The organism is Microbulbifer celer, from assembly GCF_020991125.1.
Classification (GTDB): Bacteria; Pseudomonadota; Gammaproteobacteria; order Pseudomonadales; family Cellvibrionaceae; genus Microbulbifer; species Microbulbifer celer.
Window position 1 is genome coordinate 901,075 of the sequence record NZ_CP087715.1, and the last position, 17,392, is coordinate 918,466.

Annotated in this window: 10 protein-coding genes; 5 read left to right on the forward strand and 5 right to left on the reverse strand. The window is 58.5% G+C overall.

Features of this window, described 5'->3' with window-relative positions:
* The first annotated feature begins 30 nt into the window (after positions 1-30).
* Entirely contained in the window at positions 31-1,197 is a 1,167-nt protein-coding gene (locus tag LPW13_RS03570; RefSeq protein WP_230438077.1) for a glycoside hydrolase family 88/105 protein, read from the forward strand.
* Between the two features lie 25 nt (positions 1,198-1,222).
* On the forward strand, positions 1,223-2,938 hold the full coding sequence (locus LPW13_RS03575) for a glycoside hydrolase family 43 protein (RefSeq protein WP_230438078.1): 1,716 nt from the start codon (positions 1,223-1,225) through the stop codon (positions 2,936-2,938).
* Positions 2,939-3,374: 436 nt separating this feature from the next.
* Here LPW13_RS03575 and LPW13_RS03580 read toward each other — a convergent pair whose 3' ends face one another.
* The 5 genes from LPW13_RS03580 to LPW13_RS03600 form a co-directional block, all read right to left on the reverse strand.
* The gene (locus LPW13_RS03580) at positions 3,375-5,294 is read right to left on the reverse strand and encodes a cellulase family glycosylhydrolase (RefSeq protein WP_230438079.1); all 1,920 of its coding nucleotides are present in this window, start codon (positions 5,292-5,294) and stop codon (positions 3,375-3,377) included.
* Positions 5,295-5,381: 87 nt separating this feature from the next.
* Positions 5,382-8,204: a glycoside hydrolase family 9 protein gene (locus tag LPW13_RS03585; protein ID WP_230438080.1), complete on the reverse strand. Its 2,823-nt coding sequence runs from the start codon at positions 8,202-8,204 to the stop codon at positions 5,382-5,384.
* Between the two features lie 146 nt (positions 8,205-8,350).
* The gene (gene bioA, locus LPW13_RS03590; RefSeq protein ID WP_230438081.1) at positions 8,351-9,622 is read right to left on the reverse strand and encodes an adenosylmethionine--8-amino-7-oxononanoate transaminase; all 1,272 of its coding nucleotides are present in this window, start codon (positions 9,620-9,622) and stop codon (positions 8,351-8,353) included.
* A gap of 252 nt (positions 9,623-9,874) precedes the next feature.
* Positions 9,875-12,343 (reverse strand): ABC transporter permease, encoded by a 2,469-nt coding sequence (locus tag LPW13_RS03595; RefSeq protein ID WP_230438082.1) that lies wholly within the window; start codon positions 12,341-12,343, stop codon positions 9,875-9,877.
* A complete protein-coding gene (locus LPW13_RS03600) occupies positions 12,343-13,083 on the reverse strand; it encodes an ABC transporter ATP-binding protein (protein ID WP_230438083.1) in 741 nt (246 codons plus the stop codon). The genes LPW13_RS03595 and LPW13_RS03600 overlap by 1 nt, the downstream gene beginning before the upstream one ends.
* 57 nt (positions 13,084-13,140) lie before the next feature.
* On the opposite strand from LPW13_RS03600, the gene LPW13_RS03605 reads away from it, so the two are divergent.
* The 3 genes from LPW13_RS03605 to putP all read left to right on the forward strand — a co-directional run bounded on the left by LPW13_RS03605 (position 13,141) and on the right by putP (position 17,373).
* Entirely contained in the window at positions 13,141-13,878 is a 738-nt protein-coding gene (locus tag LPW13_RS03605; RefSeq protein WP_277611291.1) for an arylesterase, read from the forward strand.
* Between the two features lie 288 nt (positions 13,879-14,166).
* Positions 14,167-15,096 (forward strand): tRNA 2-thiocytidine(32) synthetase TtcA, encoded by a 930-nt coding sequence (gene ttcA, locus LPW13_RS03610; RefSeq protein ID WP_230438084.1) that lies wholly within the window; start codon positions 14,167-14,169, stop codon positions 15,094-15,096.
* Between the two features lie 801 nt (positions 15,097-15,897).
* Complete coding sequence (putP, locus tag LPW13_RS03615; RefSeq protein WP_230438085.1) at positions 15,898-17,373, forward strand: sodium/proline symporter PutP; 1,476 nt, start codon at positions 15,898-15,900, stop codon at positions 17,371-17,373.
* Positions 17,374-17,392 lie beyond the last annotated feature (19 nt).

The following is a 17,392-nucleotide window of genomic DNA, read 5'->3' on the forward strand; positions in this document are numbered from 1 at the left end:
AGCAGAGCGGGAAGAGGAGTCGTAAGCACAATGTCAGGTGCGGTGCTCGCCCTGGCTGCGTTCAGTGCTTCCGCAATCGTTCCCTCCGACACCAGCTGGGCAGAGCGTATGGCGCTGTCGGATATGCAGCGCAATCCGGAGCCGTGGCAAATCGATTTCCGTACGACGCCAAAGTGGAATTACACCCACGGCTTGATGATGACCGCCTACCAGCGGCTGTATGAAGAGACCGGCGACAAGCGCTACGCCGATCATATTCAGGACTACGCGGATACCATGATCGATGCCGACGGCAGCATCGACACCTACAAGCTCAGTAACTACAACATCGATCACCTGACCCCAGGGCGGATGCTGCTGTTTCTCGAGCAGTACAGCCCAAAACCCCGCTACCAAAAAGCGCTGCAGACCCTGACCACCCAGTTGGAAGGCCAACCCCGTACCAGCGACGGCGGCTTCTGGCACAAGAAGCGCTATCCGCACCAGATGTGGCTGGACGGCCTGTATATGGGGGCGCCTTTCTATGCCCAGTACCTGAACCGCACCGGCGCAGAAGCGTCCGCGTTTGACGACGTGCAGCATCAGTTTGATCTGGTGATGCAGCACCAGATCGACCCGCAAACCGGTCTCCCTTACCACGCCTGGGACGAGAGTCGCGAGCAGAAATGGGCCGACCCGGAGAGTGGCGTTTCGCCGAACTTCTGGTCCCGCTCCATCGGCTGGTATGTGATGGCCCTGGTCGATGCGATCGAGTATTTCCCCGAAGACCACGCAGGCCGAGAGGTACTCTCCGGGTACCTGCAACAGGTGCTGGATGCGACGCTCAGGTACCGGGATGCAGAGTCCAACCTCTGGTACCAGGTCACCGATCAGGGCGGTCGTGAGGGCAATTATCTGGAGGCTACCGGCAGCGTGATGTTCGTGTATGCCATGGCCAAGGGGGCCAACCGTGGATACCTGCCGCCGCGCTATCGGGAACTGGCAGAACAAAGCTTTACCGGCCTGGTGGATCAGCTGGTACGGATAGATGCGGACGATCATGAAGTACACCTGATGAAGAACTGCGCCGTTGCCGGTCTTGGAGGTAACCCATACCGGGATGGCTCCTTCGAGTACTACATCAGTGAACCGGTGCGGGATAACGACCCGAAAGGTGTGGGGCCTTTTATCCTCGCCAGCCTGGAGCTGGAAAAATAAAACCAAAAGAAACGGAGAGAGACGGATGAAAAATCTAAGGAATACCCCATTCAAGTGGTGTGCAAGCCTCATGGCATTGGGCGTCAGTGCCAGTATGACCGGGTGCGAACAGCCGGTGGCCGAAAGTCATCAGCTGGAAAAGGTAGCGAAAGATCCGGCAAAAAATACTGCCCTGTGGCGGGCGGACCTGGGCAATGGCCACTACCAGAACCCGATCCTGTACGCAGATTATTCCGATCCGGACGTGGTTGCGGTGGGCGATGATTTTTACATGACCGCATCCAGCTTCAACGCCTCCCCGGGCCTGCCGCTGCTGCACTCCACTGACCTGGTGAACTGGGAACTGATCGATTACGTGGTGGATAAAAATGTACCCGAGGAGCGGTTTGCCAAGCCCCAGCACGGCAATGGCATCTGGGCGCCGAATATCCGCTATCACGACGACAAACTGTGGATCTTCTTTCCCGATCCCGACCACGGCATCTACATGACCAACACCGCCGACCCCAAACAGGGTTGGAGCGAACCGAAATTGATTCTGCCGGGTGAAGGGATTATCGATCCCACACCGATGTGGGATGACGACGGCCAGGCCTACCTGTTGCACGGCTGGGCAAAAAGCCGCGCAGGTAAAAACAATATCCTGACTTTACGCAAAATGTCTGCGGATGGTACCGAAGTGGAAGCGGAAGGCGAGGTGATCATCAACGGCCACGAGCTGGAAGGCTACCGCACTTTGGAAGGGCCGAAGTTTTACAAGCGCGGTGAATATTATTACGTGTTCGCCCCCGCCGGTGGCGTGCCCGTGGGCTGGCAGTCGGTATTCCGCTCCAAAAACATCTACGGCCCTTATGAAGACCGTATCGTGATGGAGCAGGGCGACAGCATCACCAACGGCCCGCATCAGGGCTCCTGGGTGCACACCGCGGCCGGTGAAGACTGGTTTATCCATTTCCAGGCGCGCGGTCCCTACGGCCGTATCGTGCATATGCAGCCCATGCAGTGGAAAGATGGTTGGCCGGTAATCGGGGTGGACGAAGACGGCGATGGGGTGGGCAATCCGGTGACCAGTTACCGTAAGCCGGAAGTCAGCAAACCGAGCCCGGTGAAAACCCTACCGTTCGCCGACGATTTCTCTGGCAACGAGCTGGCGCTACAGTGGCAGTGGAATGCCAATTTTGATGAAGACTGGTATAGCCTGGACGCGCGTGAAGGCTACCTGCGTCTGTTCGCGCAACAGAACGTAGACCCGCAAAGCGATAACCTGTGGTTGCAGCCTTCACTGTTGTTGCAGAAACTGCCGGCGCCGGAATTTATCGTGCAGACCACGCTGGAGATTCCCGAAACGCTCGGTGAAGCGGAAGGCGGGCTGCTGATGTTTGGTGAAGACTACGCCTGGATCGGTTTCCGCAACCTGCCGGGCACCGGTGAGGTGGAAGTCGGCGAGGTCAGTTGTCGCGATGTACGCAAGGACTGCACCGAAAACTTCGAGCCGCACACCCGAGTCAAAGCCGGTGAACTGACTTTGCGTATGACAGTCAGTCAAGGCGGGCAGACGGTACTCAGTTACCAGAAAGAAAATGGCCGCTTCCGCGCTTTGGGCGAACTGTTCCAGTCCCGTCGCGGACGCTGGGTCGGTGCCAAGGTTGGCTTGTTTGTTCGCACCGATAATTCCGAACTGGTGAATGCGGAAAACTATATCGATGTAAAAGATTTCAGGTTTATCCCGCCGAAGGGTTGAGGGTAGATATCCATCGTTCAACAAAACCTGGCGTCGACTTCGTCGCCAGCTTCTGTAGGGAGGATAAGCGCAGCGCTTATCCACCCTACAGCTGCTTTCACTTACCTGGCTTCGGGACTGCAGTTGGAAGTGATTCCTTTGTCGACATTGAGGGCGGTGAACGAGCAGATGTAGGTTTTTCCCTGACAGTCGGCCTTCCAGACTCCCATGTTGCGCGAGCTAGACTACTTGCACTTCAATGTCCGTAGGGAGACATCCCGTCGCGCCTGCACTCATATTTTTCAGGGTTTTCAGGCTGCTTTCGGAGTTCGCAGCTTCAACGGGGTCTATGAAAGGGAAATCAAGACAGCCTGACAATGCCGGCAAGCACAGTATTGTCAGGAGTTGAATGCCTCTTCGTTGATTCTTCGACACAATACTTCCTCCTTAAAACCCTTTAATCTGCGACACAATCGGGAGTCACAAACTGGCCACCGTGTGACCCCTGCAATCCGAAGCTGGCACTTGCCCCGGGCTGCAGACTGTCGTTCCACTCCAGGTTACGCACGGTTACCTGTTGACCGTCATCAGACGCGGAAAATACGCCTCCCCAGCCGCTGTCGAAAGTGTTGTCGGCGCTGAAGTTCAGTTCTACTTCCCAGTCATTTACTGCGCTGTCACCAGTGTTGGTGACAGTGATGGTGTTGAGCACAAACCCATCCGACCAGGTGTCTGCCTCCCCCGGTTCACAGCTGATTGTTGACTCGGGTTCGGGGTCCGGAATCACTTCTTCAACCACCTGAATGCCGACGGTATCTGTGGCCGGGAGTTCGATGCTGTCGCTGTCCAGGGCGATCAGTTGCAGTTGATAGCTACCGATTTCTGCCGGTGCGGTGATGGTTGTGGGGCTACTGCTTGCACTGGTAACCAGGCCGCCATCGATATAGATATTGGCGCCACTGCTTTTACGTTGATTGAATGTGATGGTGATGGTTTCTTCCGGCAGGTACTCGCTGCCTTGTGATGGCGTGACGATATCCAGTACCGGGCTGTCTGTACCATAGAACTCACTCACGGTGATACCGGTGCGGCTGTTGCCGAGGGGTACCTGGTGATCAAGACCTACGAATTTGCCATCGGTATCCCGCCATAACGCGCTTTTCAGCAGTGCGTACTTGTCTTCGTCCCAGGTTTTCCAGTCGTATCCCCACAGGCCGCCGGTGTCGCCGGAGTTGGGGTTCAGGCACCAGAAAGTGTGATGCAGCTTGTGCTCGACGATCAGATCCCGCGCATAGCCCATCCATTTTTCGTTCTGGCCGCCGTCCATATGACCACCCCATTCACCAAACAGCAGCGGTGAGGTTCCCTCTTCGTATAAATAGAACCAGTTGTCCCGCCAAGCATCTTCAATCAGGGATTCATAAGTAAAATCCGGCTCGAACCAGGGTTGCTGGTATACCGAGGGACCGTAAATATGGGGGGAGTACACCAGCTGGTCCTGGTCTGGACCGAGATCAATCGGGTGATCGGAGACACCGCGCAGGTTGCCGCCCCACCAGTAGTTGTGGAAGTCTTTGCTGGAATCACTGTTCCAGGTCACCCCGTCTTTGGGGTAAGACTCGATACCTTCACACAGCACCAGCAGGTTGGGGTTGATGGCGAGGACCCGTTTTGATGCGGTCTCACAGGCGTGCTTCCAGTTGCTCTCGTCGGTGGAGCTGTCCCATTTGGCAAAGGGGGAGTCTGCCCAGGGTTTGCCGTGGGGTTCGTTTTCGATATCGAAAGCGAGGATAGTGTCGTCGTACTTGTAGCGTTCCGCCATCCACTCCCAGGTCTGGTAGAAAATTTCGGATGTCAGTTCCTCGTTGTACCACATTGGCTCGAAGTGGCCTGAGTTGTCTGCTTTGGCACTGTGCACATCGATCAGAATTTTGACCCCGTACTTTTTCGCCTGGGCGACCACTGCATCGAATATCTCCAGGGACGTTTTGCCTTCCAGTTCCGGATTTACATAATCATTGATGCTCGGCACGGCGGCGAGCCCGCTTTGCCATTCATAAATCAGCTCGGTGGAGATGGGGATCCGCAGAATATTGATGCCACGGCCGGAAAGGTCTGCCATGGCCTCTTCGAGATTCACTGCCCACAGGCCGTGGAATACCCGTTCACTGGTATTGAAGCCAAACCAGTTGGCGCCAGTGAGCCATACCGGATTGCCCTGTTGGTCGACAATCTGGTTGCCTTCCACGTGCAGCCAGTCGTCATCTGAAGGTGGCAGGGATGGTGACTGTGATGATGACGGGGATTGTGCCGGTGCATTGGTGCTAATGGCGAGTGCCAACGCGCTGGTGAGCGCGAGTACTGTCAATTTCTTCATGGATTCCTCATTATTCTTATCAATATATTTTGCGAATTGAAGCGAGATCCCCGGCCTAAGCCGGGGATTTATCAGAAGTGAAAAAGATTAATTGGCACTGCAAGTGGGCAGGCTGAAGTTGCCGCTATAGCCGCCCTGGAACCCGAACACCGTAGAACCACCGGGCTGCAGTCCGCCATTCCATTCGACGTTGGATACGGTGAGTGCGCGGCCATCGCTCGACAGGCTGAACTCGCCGCTCCAGCCGTTGACCAGCGTAATCGGTTCGGCAAAGGTGAGGGTGATTTCCCAGCTCTGTACCGCGTCACTGCCGTCGTTGGTCACGGTGACATTGTTGAAGACAAAGCCGTTGTTCCAGGTGTCCGCACTCAGGGCCTCGCAGGTGATGCCATCGCCACCGGTGGATTCGGCTTCCACAGTAACCGATACACTGTCTGTGGCAGCAAGCTCCGCGCCGTCATCTACCGCGCGCACCTCGATCTGGTGGTCACCCACTGCCGGTGCCGGGATCACCAGATCCGTTGTGCCGCTGGCGCTGTCGGTGAGCAGGCCGTCGAAGTACAGGTTGACCCCGTCCGCATACTGCAGGGTGTACTGCACGGTAATGTCGTCGCCTTCGGTGAAGGTGCTGCCATTGGACGGCGAGGTGATGCTCACTGCGGGTACCGGTGGAGACTCCACGTCGATGGTGACCGTGGCCGGTGAGGATATGGCACCGCCGTTGTCGGTGACGCTGTAGGTGAAGCTGTCGCTGCCGAAGAAGCCTGCATCCGGTGTGTACAGCAGTTCCGCACCCGTGCCGCTCAGACTGCCATTGGCGGGATCACTTTCCACGGTATAGGCGGTGATGCTGCCGTCGGCGTCGGTGCCGCTGAGGGTGACCATTACCTGGGATTCAAAACCGGTCTGTACACTCACATCGTTTGCGGTGGGCGCGCAATTGATACCGGAATCGCCACCGCAGCCTTCACCGGGTTCCTGGCCCCAGATCAGTGCACCGTCGTCATACAGTGCGATCAGTGGCGCCTGTTCGCGGCTGCTGCCGTAGTTGTCCCAGGACGGGTCGTTGTTTGGATCCCAGGGTAACCCTTCAGGTACCGCCACGCGGAACTGGGTTTCCTTTTTGCTCTCGGACTGGCCGCCGGGATAGATGTCGACACCGGCAAATGAGACTTCTACGTAGTAGAGATTGTCCGCGGGATCCCCCCACGGGTGCGGGCCGCTGAAGCCACTGGCCTGACTGTAGGCGCTGGAGAGTTGCAGGTCACTGGCGGAATAACCCGCGTCCACCAGCTCGGAGATGTCGATCCAGTAACGCAGGCTCAGGTTGTCGGTCAGTCGCGCCGGCCAGGCGCTGCGGTTGTGGGGGCGTGCGCTGATTTCCGTGTGGCGGGGGCCACTGGAATTCAGTTTGGCGTCGATAAAGAACTCTGTATCGCGCTGTTCAGGCGCGGGGAAATTCGCTTCCGGAATCGGATTGCCACCGAAGTCTAGCCACAGGCGCGCCAGTGCGCCGGTAAAGCCGGCGTTATAGTCGGTGGCCACTTCATTCAGCACGTAATCGCCGCGGTCATTCTCAAAGTTGTCACTGGTATCCGGGCCGCCGACCAGTGCGCCAACCAGAGTGTGACGGTTGTCCACCGGGTCGGAAAGACTGTCGTTCCAGGAGCCGTGCGCGGTGCGGTGGTGGGGGGAGGTGGGATAAACCGGACCGTAGCCGATCTGGTAACTCATGTTCATGGGGTTGTCCCCCAGCAGATATTCCATCTGGCTCACGGCGAAGTCGTAATAGGTCTGCGCGCGCGGGTTGCCCGGATCGGCACTGTTCAGATAGTCCGCGTACACCAGCGCGATAAACGAGGTGTTGGAGGTGTAGCGGGCCGCGCCCCACTGGTCCAGATGTGCGAGACCGCCGGGGGTGTAGGAAACCCGGTCGCCGTTGTGGCCGCTGGTCCAGAAATCCAGCCAGCGCTCCGCATCCGAGCGGTACTGGGGATTGTCGGTGAGCTGTGACATCAGCACATAACTGCCGTAGCTTTTGTCATCCCAGGCGTGGGTCCACTTGTAGGATTTGATGGTGGACTGGGGCTCGGTAGACAGATTGGCGTAATAGCTGTTGGCCTTGTCGAGATAAGACTGGTCGCCGGTGGCGCGATACAGCCACGCGGCCCCCCATACCAGCTCATCGTTGTAGCCGCTCCAGGAGTTGTAATAACTGGTGGCATCGGTAATGCAGTCGCTGTAGGCGCCGCGGTAATTGTCGGCAAAGCTGTACAGTTGCTCTGCGTGGCTCAACAGATTGTTCGCATAGGCCGCGTCGGTGGATTCAAACACCATCGCAATCGACGCCAGTGCCGCCGCGGTTTCACCGGCCAGGTCCGATCCCGGGCAGCTGGCATCCACCTTGTAGGAGGGCCGCGCCATTGGCATCACTTCCGCTGAGCCCCACCAGGCATGGTCGGCACCGCCATTGCCTACCTGACCCCAGAGCTCGTTGGGCGCGGTGTGCGCTTTGACAAAGTAATCCGCTACAAAGCGCAGATTGTTCTGGATATGTTCCAGCTGCCCGGTCTGCGCGTAGGCCTCGCGGTTTTCCACCACACCCCAGGCCAGCATGGTGGCACTGGCGGCCATCGGGAAGCCGAATTTCACATGGTCACCGGCGTCGTACCAGCCCCCGGTGAGATCCACATTCTGATCCGCACCATCCGTCATGCCGGAGTCACCGCGCCACTCATTGCGGTTCCAGCCGGGGATTGGGCCTGATTGCTGGGCCTCGTAGAAATAAATGGACTTCTGCAGCGCTTCGCCATAGTTGGCAGCGAGGGTGGCGGTAGAGAATAGGGCGGAACCAGTCAGCACCGCCGCGATGGCGGCACTGAGCGTCTTTTTGGCTCTGATCAATCGCATTGTGGGAATTCCTTCTTGTGAATTATTGTTCTCGGGCAGATGGATTGCCCGGCGAGCCTGTGAACCCGCACAAGAAGGACGTATTGCGATTTAGTTATGGAAAGGTTTTTCCGCCAGTGTTTACATTTTGTGATGTATTACGACATTCAAAGCGTGGAAAGCGTTTCGTTCATGGCACTTGTCAGATTTGTCAGATCTGATGGGGCGATTATATAGGGGGGCATGGTGTAAACCAGCTTGCCAAATGGACGCAGCCATACACCGCGTTCGATCAGGCTTTCCTGCAGTGTGCGGTTGTCCACGGGTTGTTGCATTTCGACGACGCCGATGGCGCCAAGTACGCGAACATCCGCCACGCCAGCGGCATTTTTTAGTAGTGCCAGTTCTTCTTTCATCTGCGCTTCAATGCTCTGTACCTGCCGCTGCCAGTCCCGCTGCAGTAATAATTCGATACTCGCATTTGCTACCGCGCATGCCATCGGGTTGCCCATAAATGTGGGGCCGTGCATGAATACACCGGCTTCGCCGTTACAGATTCCGTTGGCGACCTTGTCCGTACACAGGGTGGCCGCCATAGTCATGGTGCCGCCGGTCAGGGCTTTCCCCACAGAGAGAATATCCGGAGAAATGCCCGCGTGTTCACAGGCAAACATTTTGCCGCTGCGGCCGAAGCCGGTGGCGATCTCGTCGGCGATCAGCAGCAGGTCGTATTGGTCGCATAGTGTGCGCACTTTGCGTAAATATTCCGGGGAATAAAAACGCATGCCGCCGGCGCCCTGGACGATGGGTTCCAGGATAACGGCGGCGAGCTGTTGATGGTTCTGTTCGATGATTTGTTGCAGTTCGGCGATGTCGTGGTCGGTGCACGGTTCATCGAATGAGGGCTGTGGTGCGGGCGCGAACAGGTGCTGGGTGAGCTGGCTGGCGAACAGGTGGTGCATGCCATTCACGGGGTCGCAGGTGGCCATGGCGCCGAAGGTGTCGCCGTGGTAGCCGTTGCGCAGGGCCAGCAGGCGGTTTTTTTCCGGTTTGCTCTGGGATTGCCAGTATTGCAGGGCCATTTTGATGGCGACTTCAACGGAGACGGAGCCGGAGTCGGCGAGGAAGACTTTCTGTAGTGGCTCGGGGGTTAATGCGACGAGTTTTTTGCTGAGTTCGATGGCGGGTTCGTGGGTGAGGCCGCCGAACATGACGTGGCTCATTTTTTCCATCTGCGCTTGCATGGCGGCGTTCAGTTCGGGAACGTTGTAGCCGTGCAGGGTACTCCACCAGGAGCTCATACCGTCGATCAGTCCGCGGCCGTCTTCCAGATAAATGCGTACGCCCTCTGCTCTTTCGATGGGATAAACCGGGGGCGGATTGATCAGGGAGGAGTAGGGGTGCCAGATATGGTTTTTGTCGAACTCTAAATCCATCATGCTTCGTGGTTCTGTGGGTGTGTTTTTTAGCAGGTTAGGTGGCGGCGAAGCACCGGGTATCTGTTTTCAAAACCGCTGTATATACATCCCTGTACGCTGCGGCGGCGACGTCCCTGTCGCCGACGCTTTTGAAAACAGATCCCCGGTACTTCACCTTCGCGTTGGGCTTTGCTACTTCGTAAGAAGGTTTTATACCGTCATTCCGGCGAAGGCCGTAATCCAGCGCTACGAAGTCGGGAACTAAGCCATAAACTAAGCCAGCTCTCGCAAAACTTTCAATGGCGGCTGACTGACCGCACTGCGGCAAGCCAGGGTGCCGGCAGTGCCGACCAGCAACGCGCCCACCAGCGGGCCGAGTATCCACAGCCCGGGGTGGAAGTTGAATGGCAATTCAAACACCCGCTGTGAGAGCACCGCCAGTGTCGCTTCGGTACCAAAAGCAGCGAGCAATCCGGCGGCGATGCCCAGCAATCCAAACTCGATCATCAGGCTGCGGATGAGCAGTTGCCGGCGGCCGCCCAGTGTGCGGATGACAGCGGCTTCCTGCAAGCGTTCGGCGATGCTGGCGCGCACGCCGGCGATCAGGACCAGGACCCCGGCGATGAGCATGAGGGCGAGGACGGATTCGATGGCGATGGCGACCTGACCGATGGTTTCGCGGATGTTTTCCAGGATTTTATCCAGTTCGATGATGCTGACACTGGGGAAGTTTTTTACCAGTTCGTTGACGAAGAGTTTGTCTTCCGGTGGCAGGTAGAAGCTCTGGATGTAGGTGGCCGGGAAGTCGTCGAGGCTGCCGGGGGCGAACAGCATGAAGAAGTTGGGGCGCATGCTGTTCCAGTCGAGGGTGCGCAGGCTGGTGACGGTGGATTCGGTCTCTAAACCGCCGATGGAGAAGCGCAATACGTCGCCCAGTTTGAGGCCCAGGCGGGCGGCGACTTCGACTTCTACAGAAACGCCTTGGGAAGAGTCGCCTTCCTGAAGGTCGTTGCTCCACCATTCACCGGCGACGATTTTGTTGTCGGCGGGGAGGGTGTCGGTCCAGCTTAAGTTGAGTTCGCGGCGGATGGCGCCATCTTTGTTTTCACGCTCGGTAACCGGGGTGCCGTTTACTGCGATGAGGCGGCCGCGCACCATGGGATAGAACTCGGTGCCTTCGAGGTTTTTGCCTTCAATTTTCTGTTTTACGCCGTCCAGTTCATAGGGGGCGATGTTGACGAGGAAGTGGTTGGGGGCGTTTTCCGGTAGCTGCATTTTCCACTCGTCGATCAACGCGGTACGCGCGTAGAACATGGCGAGCATGGCCAGAAGGCCGGTGCCGAAGGCGGCGATCAGCAGGGTGTTGAAGCCGGCGCGGCGCTGCAGGCTGCCCAGCGCGATGCGCCAGCTGCCACCGAGTGCGGCGAGCTTGCCGCGCACCAGTACGCGGTTGATCAGTGCGGCGCCGGCCACCAATAGGCCGAGGCCGGCAAGCAGCGCGACGGTGGTGGCGAGGCTGCCGGAGAGCCACCAGATCAGCAGCAGCATGGACAGCGGGCCGGGGATCAGGCCGAACCACTCCCGTTTATCCGGGTTGCTCCAGTCCTGACGTAGGGTCTGCATCGGGTCTGTCTGGGCGAGGCGGAACAGCGGTGGCAGGGCGAAGCCGATCACACAGGCGAGGCCGGTGGCGATGCCCACCAGCAATGGCTGCCAGCCGCTGGGCGGGGGCGTGACCGGGAAGAAGCCGGAGAGCAGGTTCACGGCCTGGGATTGCACGAAGGAGCCAATGGCGAGGCCGGCAACGGTGGCGATGATCGCGAGCGCGGCCATCTGGCCGATGTAGATGCCGAGGATTTTGTTTTTGCCCGCGCCGAGGCTTTTCATGACCGCCACATAGTTGGCGTGGCGCAGGCCGTAGCGACGGGCGGCGAGACCGACGGCGACGCTGGCGAGCAGCACCGCGAGGCTGGCGGCCAGATAGAGAAAGCTTTCGGCGCGATCCAGTGCCTTGGCGACACGGGGCTGGCCTTCTTTCAGATCGGTAATGTGTTCGTGCAGGGTCAATTTTGGCCGCAGCCATTTGAGGTAGTTATCCAGCGCAGCGTCGTCGCCGGCCAGCAGGTAGCGGTAGTTCACGCGGCTGCCGGGCTGCAGGATGTTGGTGGCGGCGAGGTCGTCGGTGTGCATCATCACCCGCGCCCCCATCGAGAACAGGTTGGCGCCGCGGTCCGGTTCGTGGTCGATGATACCGCTTATGTTGAAGCTGCGATCACCCAGTTGCAGCTGTTCGCCAATATCCAGTTGCATCAATGGCAGCAGGCGCGCTTCCAGCCACACATTGCCCGGTTCAGGGCCCTGCTGGACGGTTTTTGACGGGGCGTCAGCCTGAGCGCGCATTTCCAGGTGGCCCACCAGGGGGTAGCCGTCGCTGACGGCCTTGACGGAGGCAAACTGGAATTCATCACCGGCGGAGAGCATCGAGGCAAAGGTGACGGTTTTGGCCCGTTGCAAGCCCAGGGCGTCGGCTTTGTCCAGCCATTCCTGGGGGACTTCCTTGCTGCTTTTCAGCACGCGCTCTGCGGCCAGAAAGCTCTGGGATTGGATATGCATGGCGCGGGTGAGGCGGTCGGAGAAGTGGGCGATGGCGGTGACGCAGCTCACCGCTAGTACCAGGGCGGTGGCGATCAGGGCCAGCTCGCCGCCGCGCCAGTCACGGCTCAATAATCGCAGCGGCAGCATCAGGCAGATACCTCCGCTTCACCATCGAAAGAGGATCCGGGGTTTTCGGCGCTGGAGATTTCTCCGGCAGCCATGCGCAGGTGGGCGCCGCAGCGCTCGGCAAGGCGTTGTTCGTGGGTGACCAACACCAGGGTGGTGCCGGTTTCCGCGTTGAGGCTGAACAGCAGGTCGATGACTTTGTCGCCGTTGTTGGCATCGAGGCTGCCGGTGGGTTCGTCGGCGAACAGAATGCCGCTGTCGGTGGTCGAACCGTTGTTGGCTATGCTGCAGAACGCCCGTGCGATGGCGACACGCTGTTGCTCGCCACCGGACAACTGGCGCGGGTAGTGGTGCAGTCGGTGGCCGAGGCCGACCCGCTCGAGAAACTCTTCAGCCCGTTTGCCGGCACTGCGTTCGCCGCGGAGTTCGCTTGGCAGCATCACGTTTTCCTGTGCGGTGAGGCCGGGGAGCAACTGGAAGGTCTGGAATACAAAGCCCACACAGCGGGCGCGCAGTGCGGCGCGCTGTTCTTCGTCCATGGCGGTGATATCTTCACCGGCGAGCCAGATCTTGCCTTCGGTAGGACGGTCGAGACCGGCGAGGAGGCCCAGCAGGGTGGATTTGCCGGAGCCGGAGGCGCCGGTAATGGCCAGGCTCTGGCCGTGGGGGAGTTGCAGGGAGATGTCGTTGAGCAGGGTAAGTGGACCTTCACTGGTGCTGACGCCGTGGTGAAGGTGTTCGGCTTTTAGCATTATCGACATGGCAAGTCCCTGGTTTTCCTGCAAAATGCGTAACAAGTTTGAAGTGGAGAGTATGACATGGCGGCAGTTTTTTTCCGGTCTTTCGGTGGCGATTCTGTCCCGCGCTGGCTGCTTTTCGTCGCGCTGGTCACGTCTTTGTACGCCGGTTCTCTGCGGGCGGATGGGCAAGTGGATACTCAGGCCGAGGGAGATACAGCGTCAGAGAAGCAGAAGACGTTGCTGGTGCTGGGGGATAGTATCAGTGCGGCCTACGGCCTGGATGAGCGCGAGGGTTGGGTGCAGTTGCTGCGTAAGCGTTTGGCGGAGAACGGCCTTCGAGTGCAGGTGGTCAATGCGAGTGTGAGTGGGGAGACGTCTTCCGGCGGTGTGGCGCGGTTGCCGCGGCTGTTGTCGGAGCATTCGCCGAGTTGGCTGGTGCTGGAACTTGGCGGCAACGACGGCCTGCGGGGGTATCCGCCGCGGGCGTTGCAGCAGAATCTGCAGCGGATGGTGAAGTTGGCCCGGGCCGGTGGCGCTGAGGTGTTGTTGCTGGGGATGCAGATGCCGCCGAATTACGGCAAGGCGTATACGAAGGCGTTTGCGGCGGTGTATCCGAAGGTGGCGGCGGCGGAGCAGGTGCCGTTGATTCCGTTTTTCCTGGAGCCGGTGGCGCTGGAGGAGGGGGCGATGCAGACCGATGGGATTCATCCGACGGCGAAGGCGCAGCCGGCGCTGCTGGAGCACGTGTGGCCCTGCCTCGAAACCATACTGAAAGGCAATGAGAACACCCGGTCCGATAGCCTGTGCACTTCCTGATCGGAAAGCGTACAATCGCGCCCTGATTTTTCTGGCCCTCTGTGTGACGTCGTAGCTCGGGCCTGTGGCGGCCCTGCCACCGGTGAAGCCATCGCGGGACACGCTACGAGTTCATCCATGAACGCTCGGCTGTGGCCATCCATGGCCACAGACGGTCCCGCGATGGCTTCCCCGGTGTCAGCGCCTTCGCATCTGCGATTGGCGTTCATTCAACGTAAGGTGGGGAAGGCCTAAGATGCGCCCAACTTCGGGCCCAACAAATTGCTGTTTTGTATTTGAGATTTACCCATGTCTGATCTGGAAAACCGCCGCGGGCGGCTGGAATTCAACAAGCTGCAAAAGCGCCTGCGCCGCAATGTGGGCAAGGCGATCGCTGACTTCAATATGATTGAAGAGGGCGACAAGGTGATGGTGTGCCTGTCTGGCGGTAAGGATTCCTATGCGATGCTGGAAATCCTGATGAACCTGCAGAAGACGGCACCGGTGCACTTTGAGCTGGTGGCGGTGAATATGGATCAGAAGCAGCCGGGCTTCCCGGAGCACATTCTGCCGGAGTATCTGCAGTCGGTGGGGGTGCCTTATCACATTGTGAATAAAGACACGTACAGTGTGGTGAAGGAGGTGGTGCCGGAGGGGAAGACGACTTGTGGCCTCTGCTCGCGCCTGCGTCGTGGGACTCTGTACGGGTTTGCGGAGGAGATCGGGGCGACCAAGGTGGCGCTGGGGCATCACAAGGACGATATCGTCGAGACGCTGTTCCTGAATATGTTTTACGGTGGTCGCCTGAAGGCGATGCCGCCCAAGTTGCGGGCAGATGACGGGCGCAATATTGTGATTCGCCCGCTGGCATATTGCCGCGAGTCGGATCTGGTGGCGTTTGCCGAGCACAAGAATTTTCCGATCATTCCGTGCAATCTGTGCGGCAGTCAGGAAAACCTGCAGCGGCAGGCGATCAAGCAGATGCTGGTGGATTGGGACAAGAAGACCCCGGGGCGCAGCGATAATATTTTCGCGGCGCTGACGCGGGTGTCCCCGTCACAGCTGGCGGATCGGGATCTGTATGATTTTGAGAGCCTGGAGCTGGATCGCTCTAAACCCGCGCCTGAGGTGGACGCGCGTTCGATCGAGCAGTCTGTGGATTCCTGGGTTCCCGAAGATGCCCGCGAGGAGTCGGTTGAGTCGACGCAGCCGATGTATATTGAGGCGCGCAACCTTTAGTCCGATCAACTTCAGCCTGATCGATTTCGTCGCTCTCGATCAGTAGGGTATCCGTTTTTTTCACAACCTCGGCGTCCGCCGCGGCTGTTCTGTTTTGGGGGGACGGTGGTTTGATCAGGCGGCAATAGCTGTCGACAAAGTCGCGCAGTTTGGCGCTGGGCCCGTGGTGGAAGTGTTTTTTCCACAGCTTGGCCATTCTCGGCAGATCTTCGCTTTCCACTTTCTCCACACCTGCGGCGCGATAGATCAGCCAGGCAATCGCTGTGGCGTAACGCAGGTTGGTGGTGAGTTCGGCGTGGGGGTGCTGCAGGAAGTCGCGCTGGCTGGCGAGCCCGCGCACTTTGGAGGCCAGGGCGGGGAAGTTGATCAGGTATTTATCCCAGATCTGTCGGTGAGTGCTGGGGAGGATTTGAAAAATCCCCATGCCGTGGCGACGGCCCAGTTTGAGGTGGAAGCCGAGCTCGGATTCCTGCGCAGCTGTGCCGAGCAACAGGGCTTCCATCCCCGGCGACCAGGCACGCAGTTGCTTCAAGGTGGGACGAACTACCAGTAACCGCAGTTCGTCTAAACAAATACCCATAGTGTGTTAGGTGATCCCTCACCGCTCCGTTTGAAGTGCCATTCCGTGGTCATTTTCAGTAGTGTTGGTAAACGCAGTACTCTTCCCTTGGTTTAGTTTGCGGATTGAGCAAACGCCAGCAAATGGGTAGATTTACGCGCAATAAAGACCGATAACGACGGATTCAGCCTATTCTTTCGCCAGAAAGGGCTTTATCTGCCAATTCTGACGGGGAGTCCCTTATGTCCGGACAGTGGCTTGTAGCCCTCACATTTATTGCCTACCTGGCATTGATTCTGGTAATCGGTGTCTACGCGTACCAGCGTACAAAAAACGCCAGTGATTATTTTCTCGGTGGCCGCTCTCTGCCGCCGGCGGTGGCGGCGCTGAGTGCGGGTGCTTCGGATATGAGTGGCTGGCTGCTGCTCGGCCTACCTGGTGCAGCCTATGCCACAGGCCTATCATCGGCCTGGATTGCGATTGGTTTATTCAGCGGTATTGTGCTGAGCTGGACCACCATGGCTCGCCGGCTGCGCATCTACAGCTACGATCTTGAGGATTCGTTGACCTTGCCGGCGTATCTACATCGCCGATTCAATATGGGGCACCCCTACCTGCGCACCATCTGCGCGATTTTTATTCTGCTGTTCTTCCTGTTTTATGTGGCCTCGGGGCTGATTGCCGGGGGGAAACTTTTTGAGACCGTATTCGGGTGGGACTACCAGTGGGCGGTGGTGATTGGCGCGATTGCGGTCATTTCCTACACGCTGTTCGGCGGTTTTCTGGCGGTGTCCTGGACGGATGTGTTTCAGGGCTTGTTGATGAGTCTGGCACTGGTCATTGTTCCGGTGATCATTATTTCCGATGAGGGAGGATGGGGCAGTGCCTGGGGGGCCATGCAACAACAGCATCCCGAGCTGATGCACTGGATGACGGATAACACCGGTGCCTCATTGGGCATGGCTGCAATTTTGAGTTCCCTGGCCTGGGGACTCGGGTATTTCGGGCAACCGCATATTCTGGCGCGTTTCAAAGCATTGCGGCATCCGGATGATATGCCGGCGGCGGCTACGGTAGCGGCGGTGTGGTCACTGGCGGGCTTCCTGGGGGCCATGTGTGTGGGGCTGTTCGGCCACCTGGAGTTAAGTCAGACCCTGCCGGATGGCGAGAGGATTTTCATGGCACTGGTGGAGGCGCTGTTCCATCCACTGGTCGCGGGAATTTTACTGGCCGCGATTCTGTCGGCGATCATGAGTACGGCAGACTCGCAACTGCTGGTGTCATCTGCGGCGCTTGCGGAAGATCTTTATCACGTGTGGTTTGGCAAGCAAGCGACGTCTGAAAGTGTTGTGAAAGTAGGCCGTTGGGCGGTGGTCGCGCTGTCGTTGATCGCTGTCGGTGTCGCCATGGATCCCGACTCGAAGGTGTTGGATGTGGTGGCCTACGCCTGGGCGGGCCTCGGCGCGGCCTTTGGGCCGACGATTCTGATCAGCCTCTACTGGTCACGGATGAGTGGTGCCGGAGCCATTGCCGGCGTGGTGGTGGGCGGTATCACCGTAGTGATCTGGAAGCAGCTTTCCGGTGGCGTGTTCGACCTATACGAGCTGTTACCAGGCTTTGTACTGTCATCAGCTGCTATTGTTTTAGTTAGTGCTGTGACGCATTGCCCCGAAGAAATATCAACGCGCCATCGTCAGTTACTAGGGCAAAAGCGGTAACCTGATCACAGTACCACGC

Coding starts and splice junctions, on each gene's coding strand:
- LPW13_RS03570 (WP_230438077.1), top strand. CDS start 31: ATGTCAGGTGCGGTGCTCGCCCTGGCTGCGTTCAGTGCTTCCGCAATC.
- LPW13_RS03575 (WP_230438078.1), top strand. CDS start 1,223: ATGAAAAATCTAAGGAATACCCCATTCAAGTGGTGTGCAAGCCTCATG.
- LPW13_RS03580 (WP_230438079.1), bottom strand. CDS start 5,294: ATGAAGAAATTGACAGTACTCGCGCTCACCAGCGCGTTGGCACTCGCC.
- LPW13_RS03585 (WP_230438080.1), bottom strand. CDS start 8,204: ATGCGATTGATCAGAGCCAAAAAGACGCTCAGTGCCGCCATCGCGGCG.
- bioA (WP_230438081.1), bottom strand. CDS start 9,622: ATGATGGATTTAGAGTTCGACAAAAACCATATCTGGCACCCCTACTCC.
- LPW13_RS03595 (WP_230438082.1), bottom strand. CDS start 12,343: ATGCTGCCGCTGCGATTATTGAGCCGTGACTGGCGCGGCGGCGAGCTG.
- LPW13_RS03600 (WP_230438083.1), bottom strand. CDS start 13,083: ATGTCGATAATGCTAAAAGCCGAACACCTTCACCACGGCGTCAGCACC.
- LPW13_RS03605 (WP_277611291.1), top strand. CDS start 13,141: ATGGCGGCAGTTTTTTTCCGGTCTTTCGGTGGCGATTCTGTCCCGCGC.
- ttcA (WP_230438084.1), top strand. CDS start 14,167: ATGTCTGATCTGGAAAACCGCCGCGGGCGGCTGGAATTCAACAAGCTG.
- putP (WP_230438085.1), top strand. CDS start 15,898: ATGTCCGGACAGTGGCTTGTAGCCCTCACATTTATTGCCTACCTGGCA.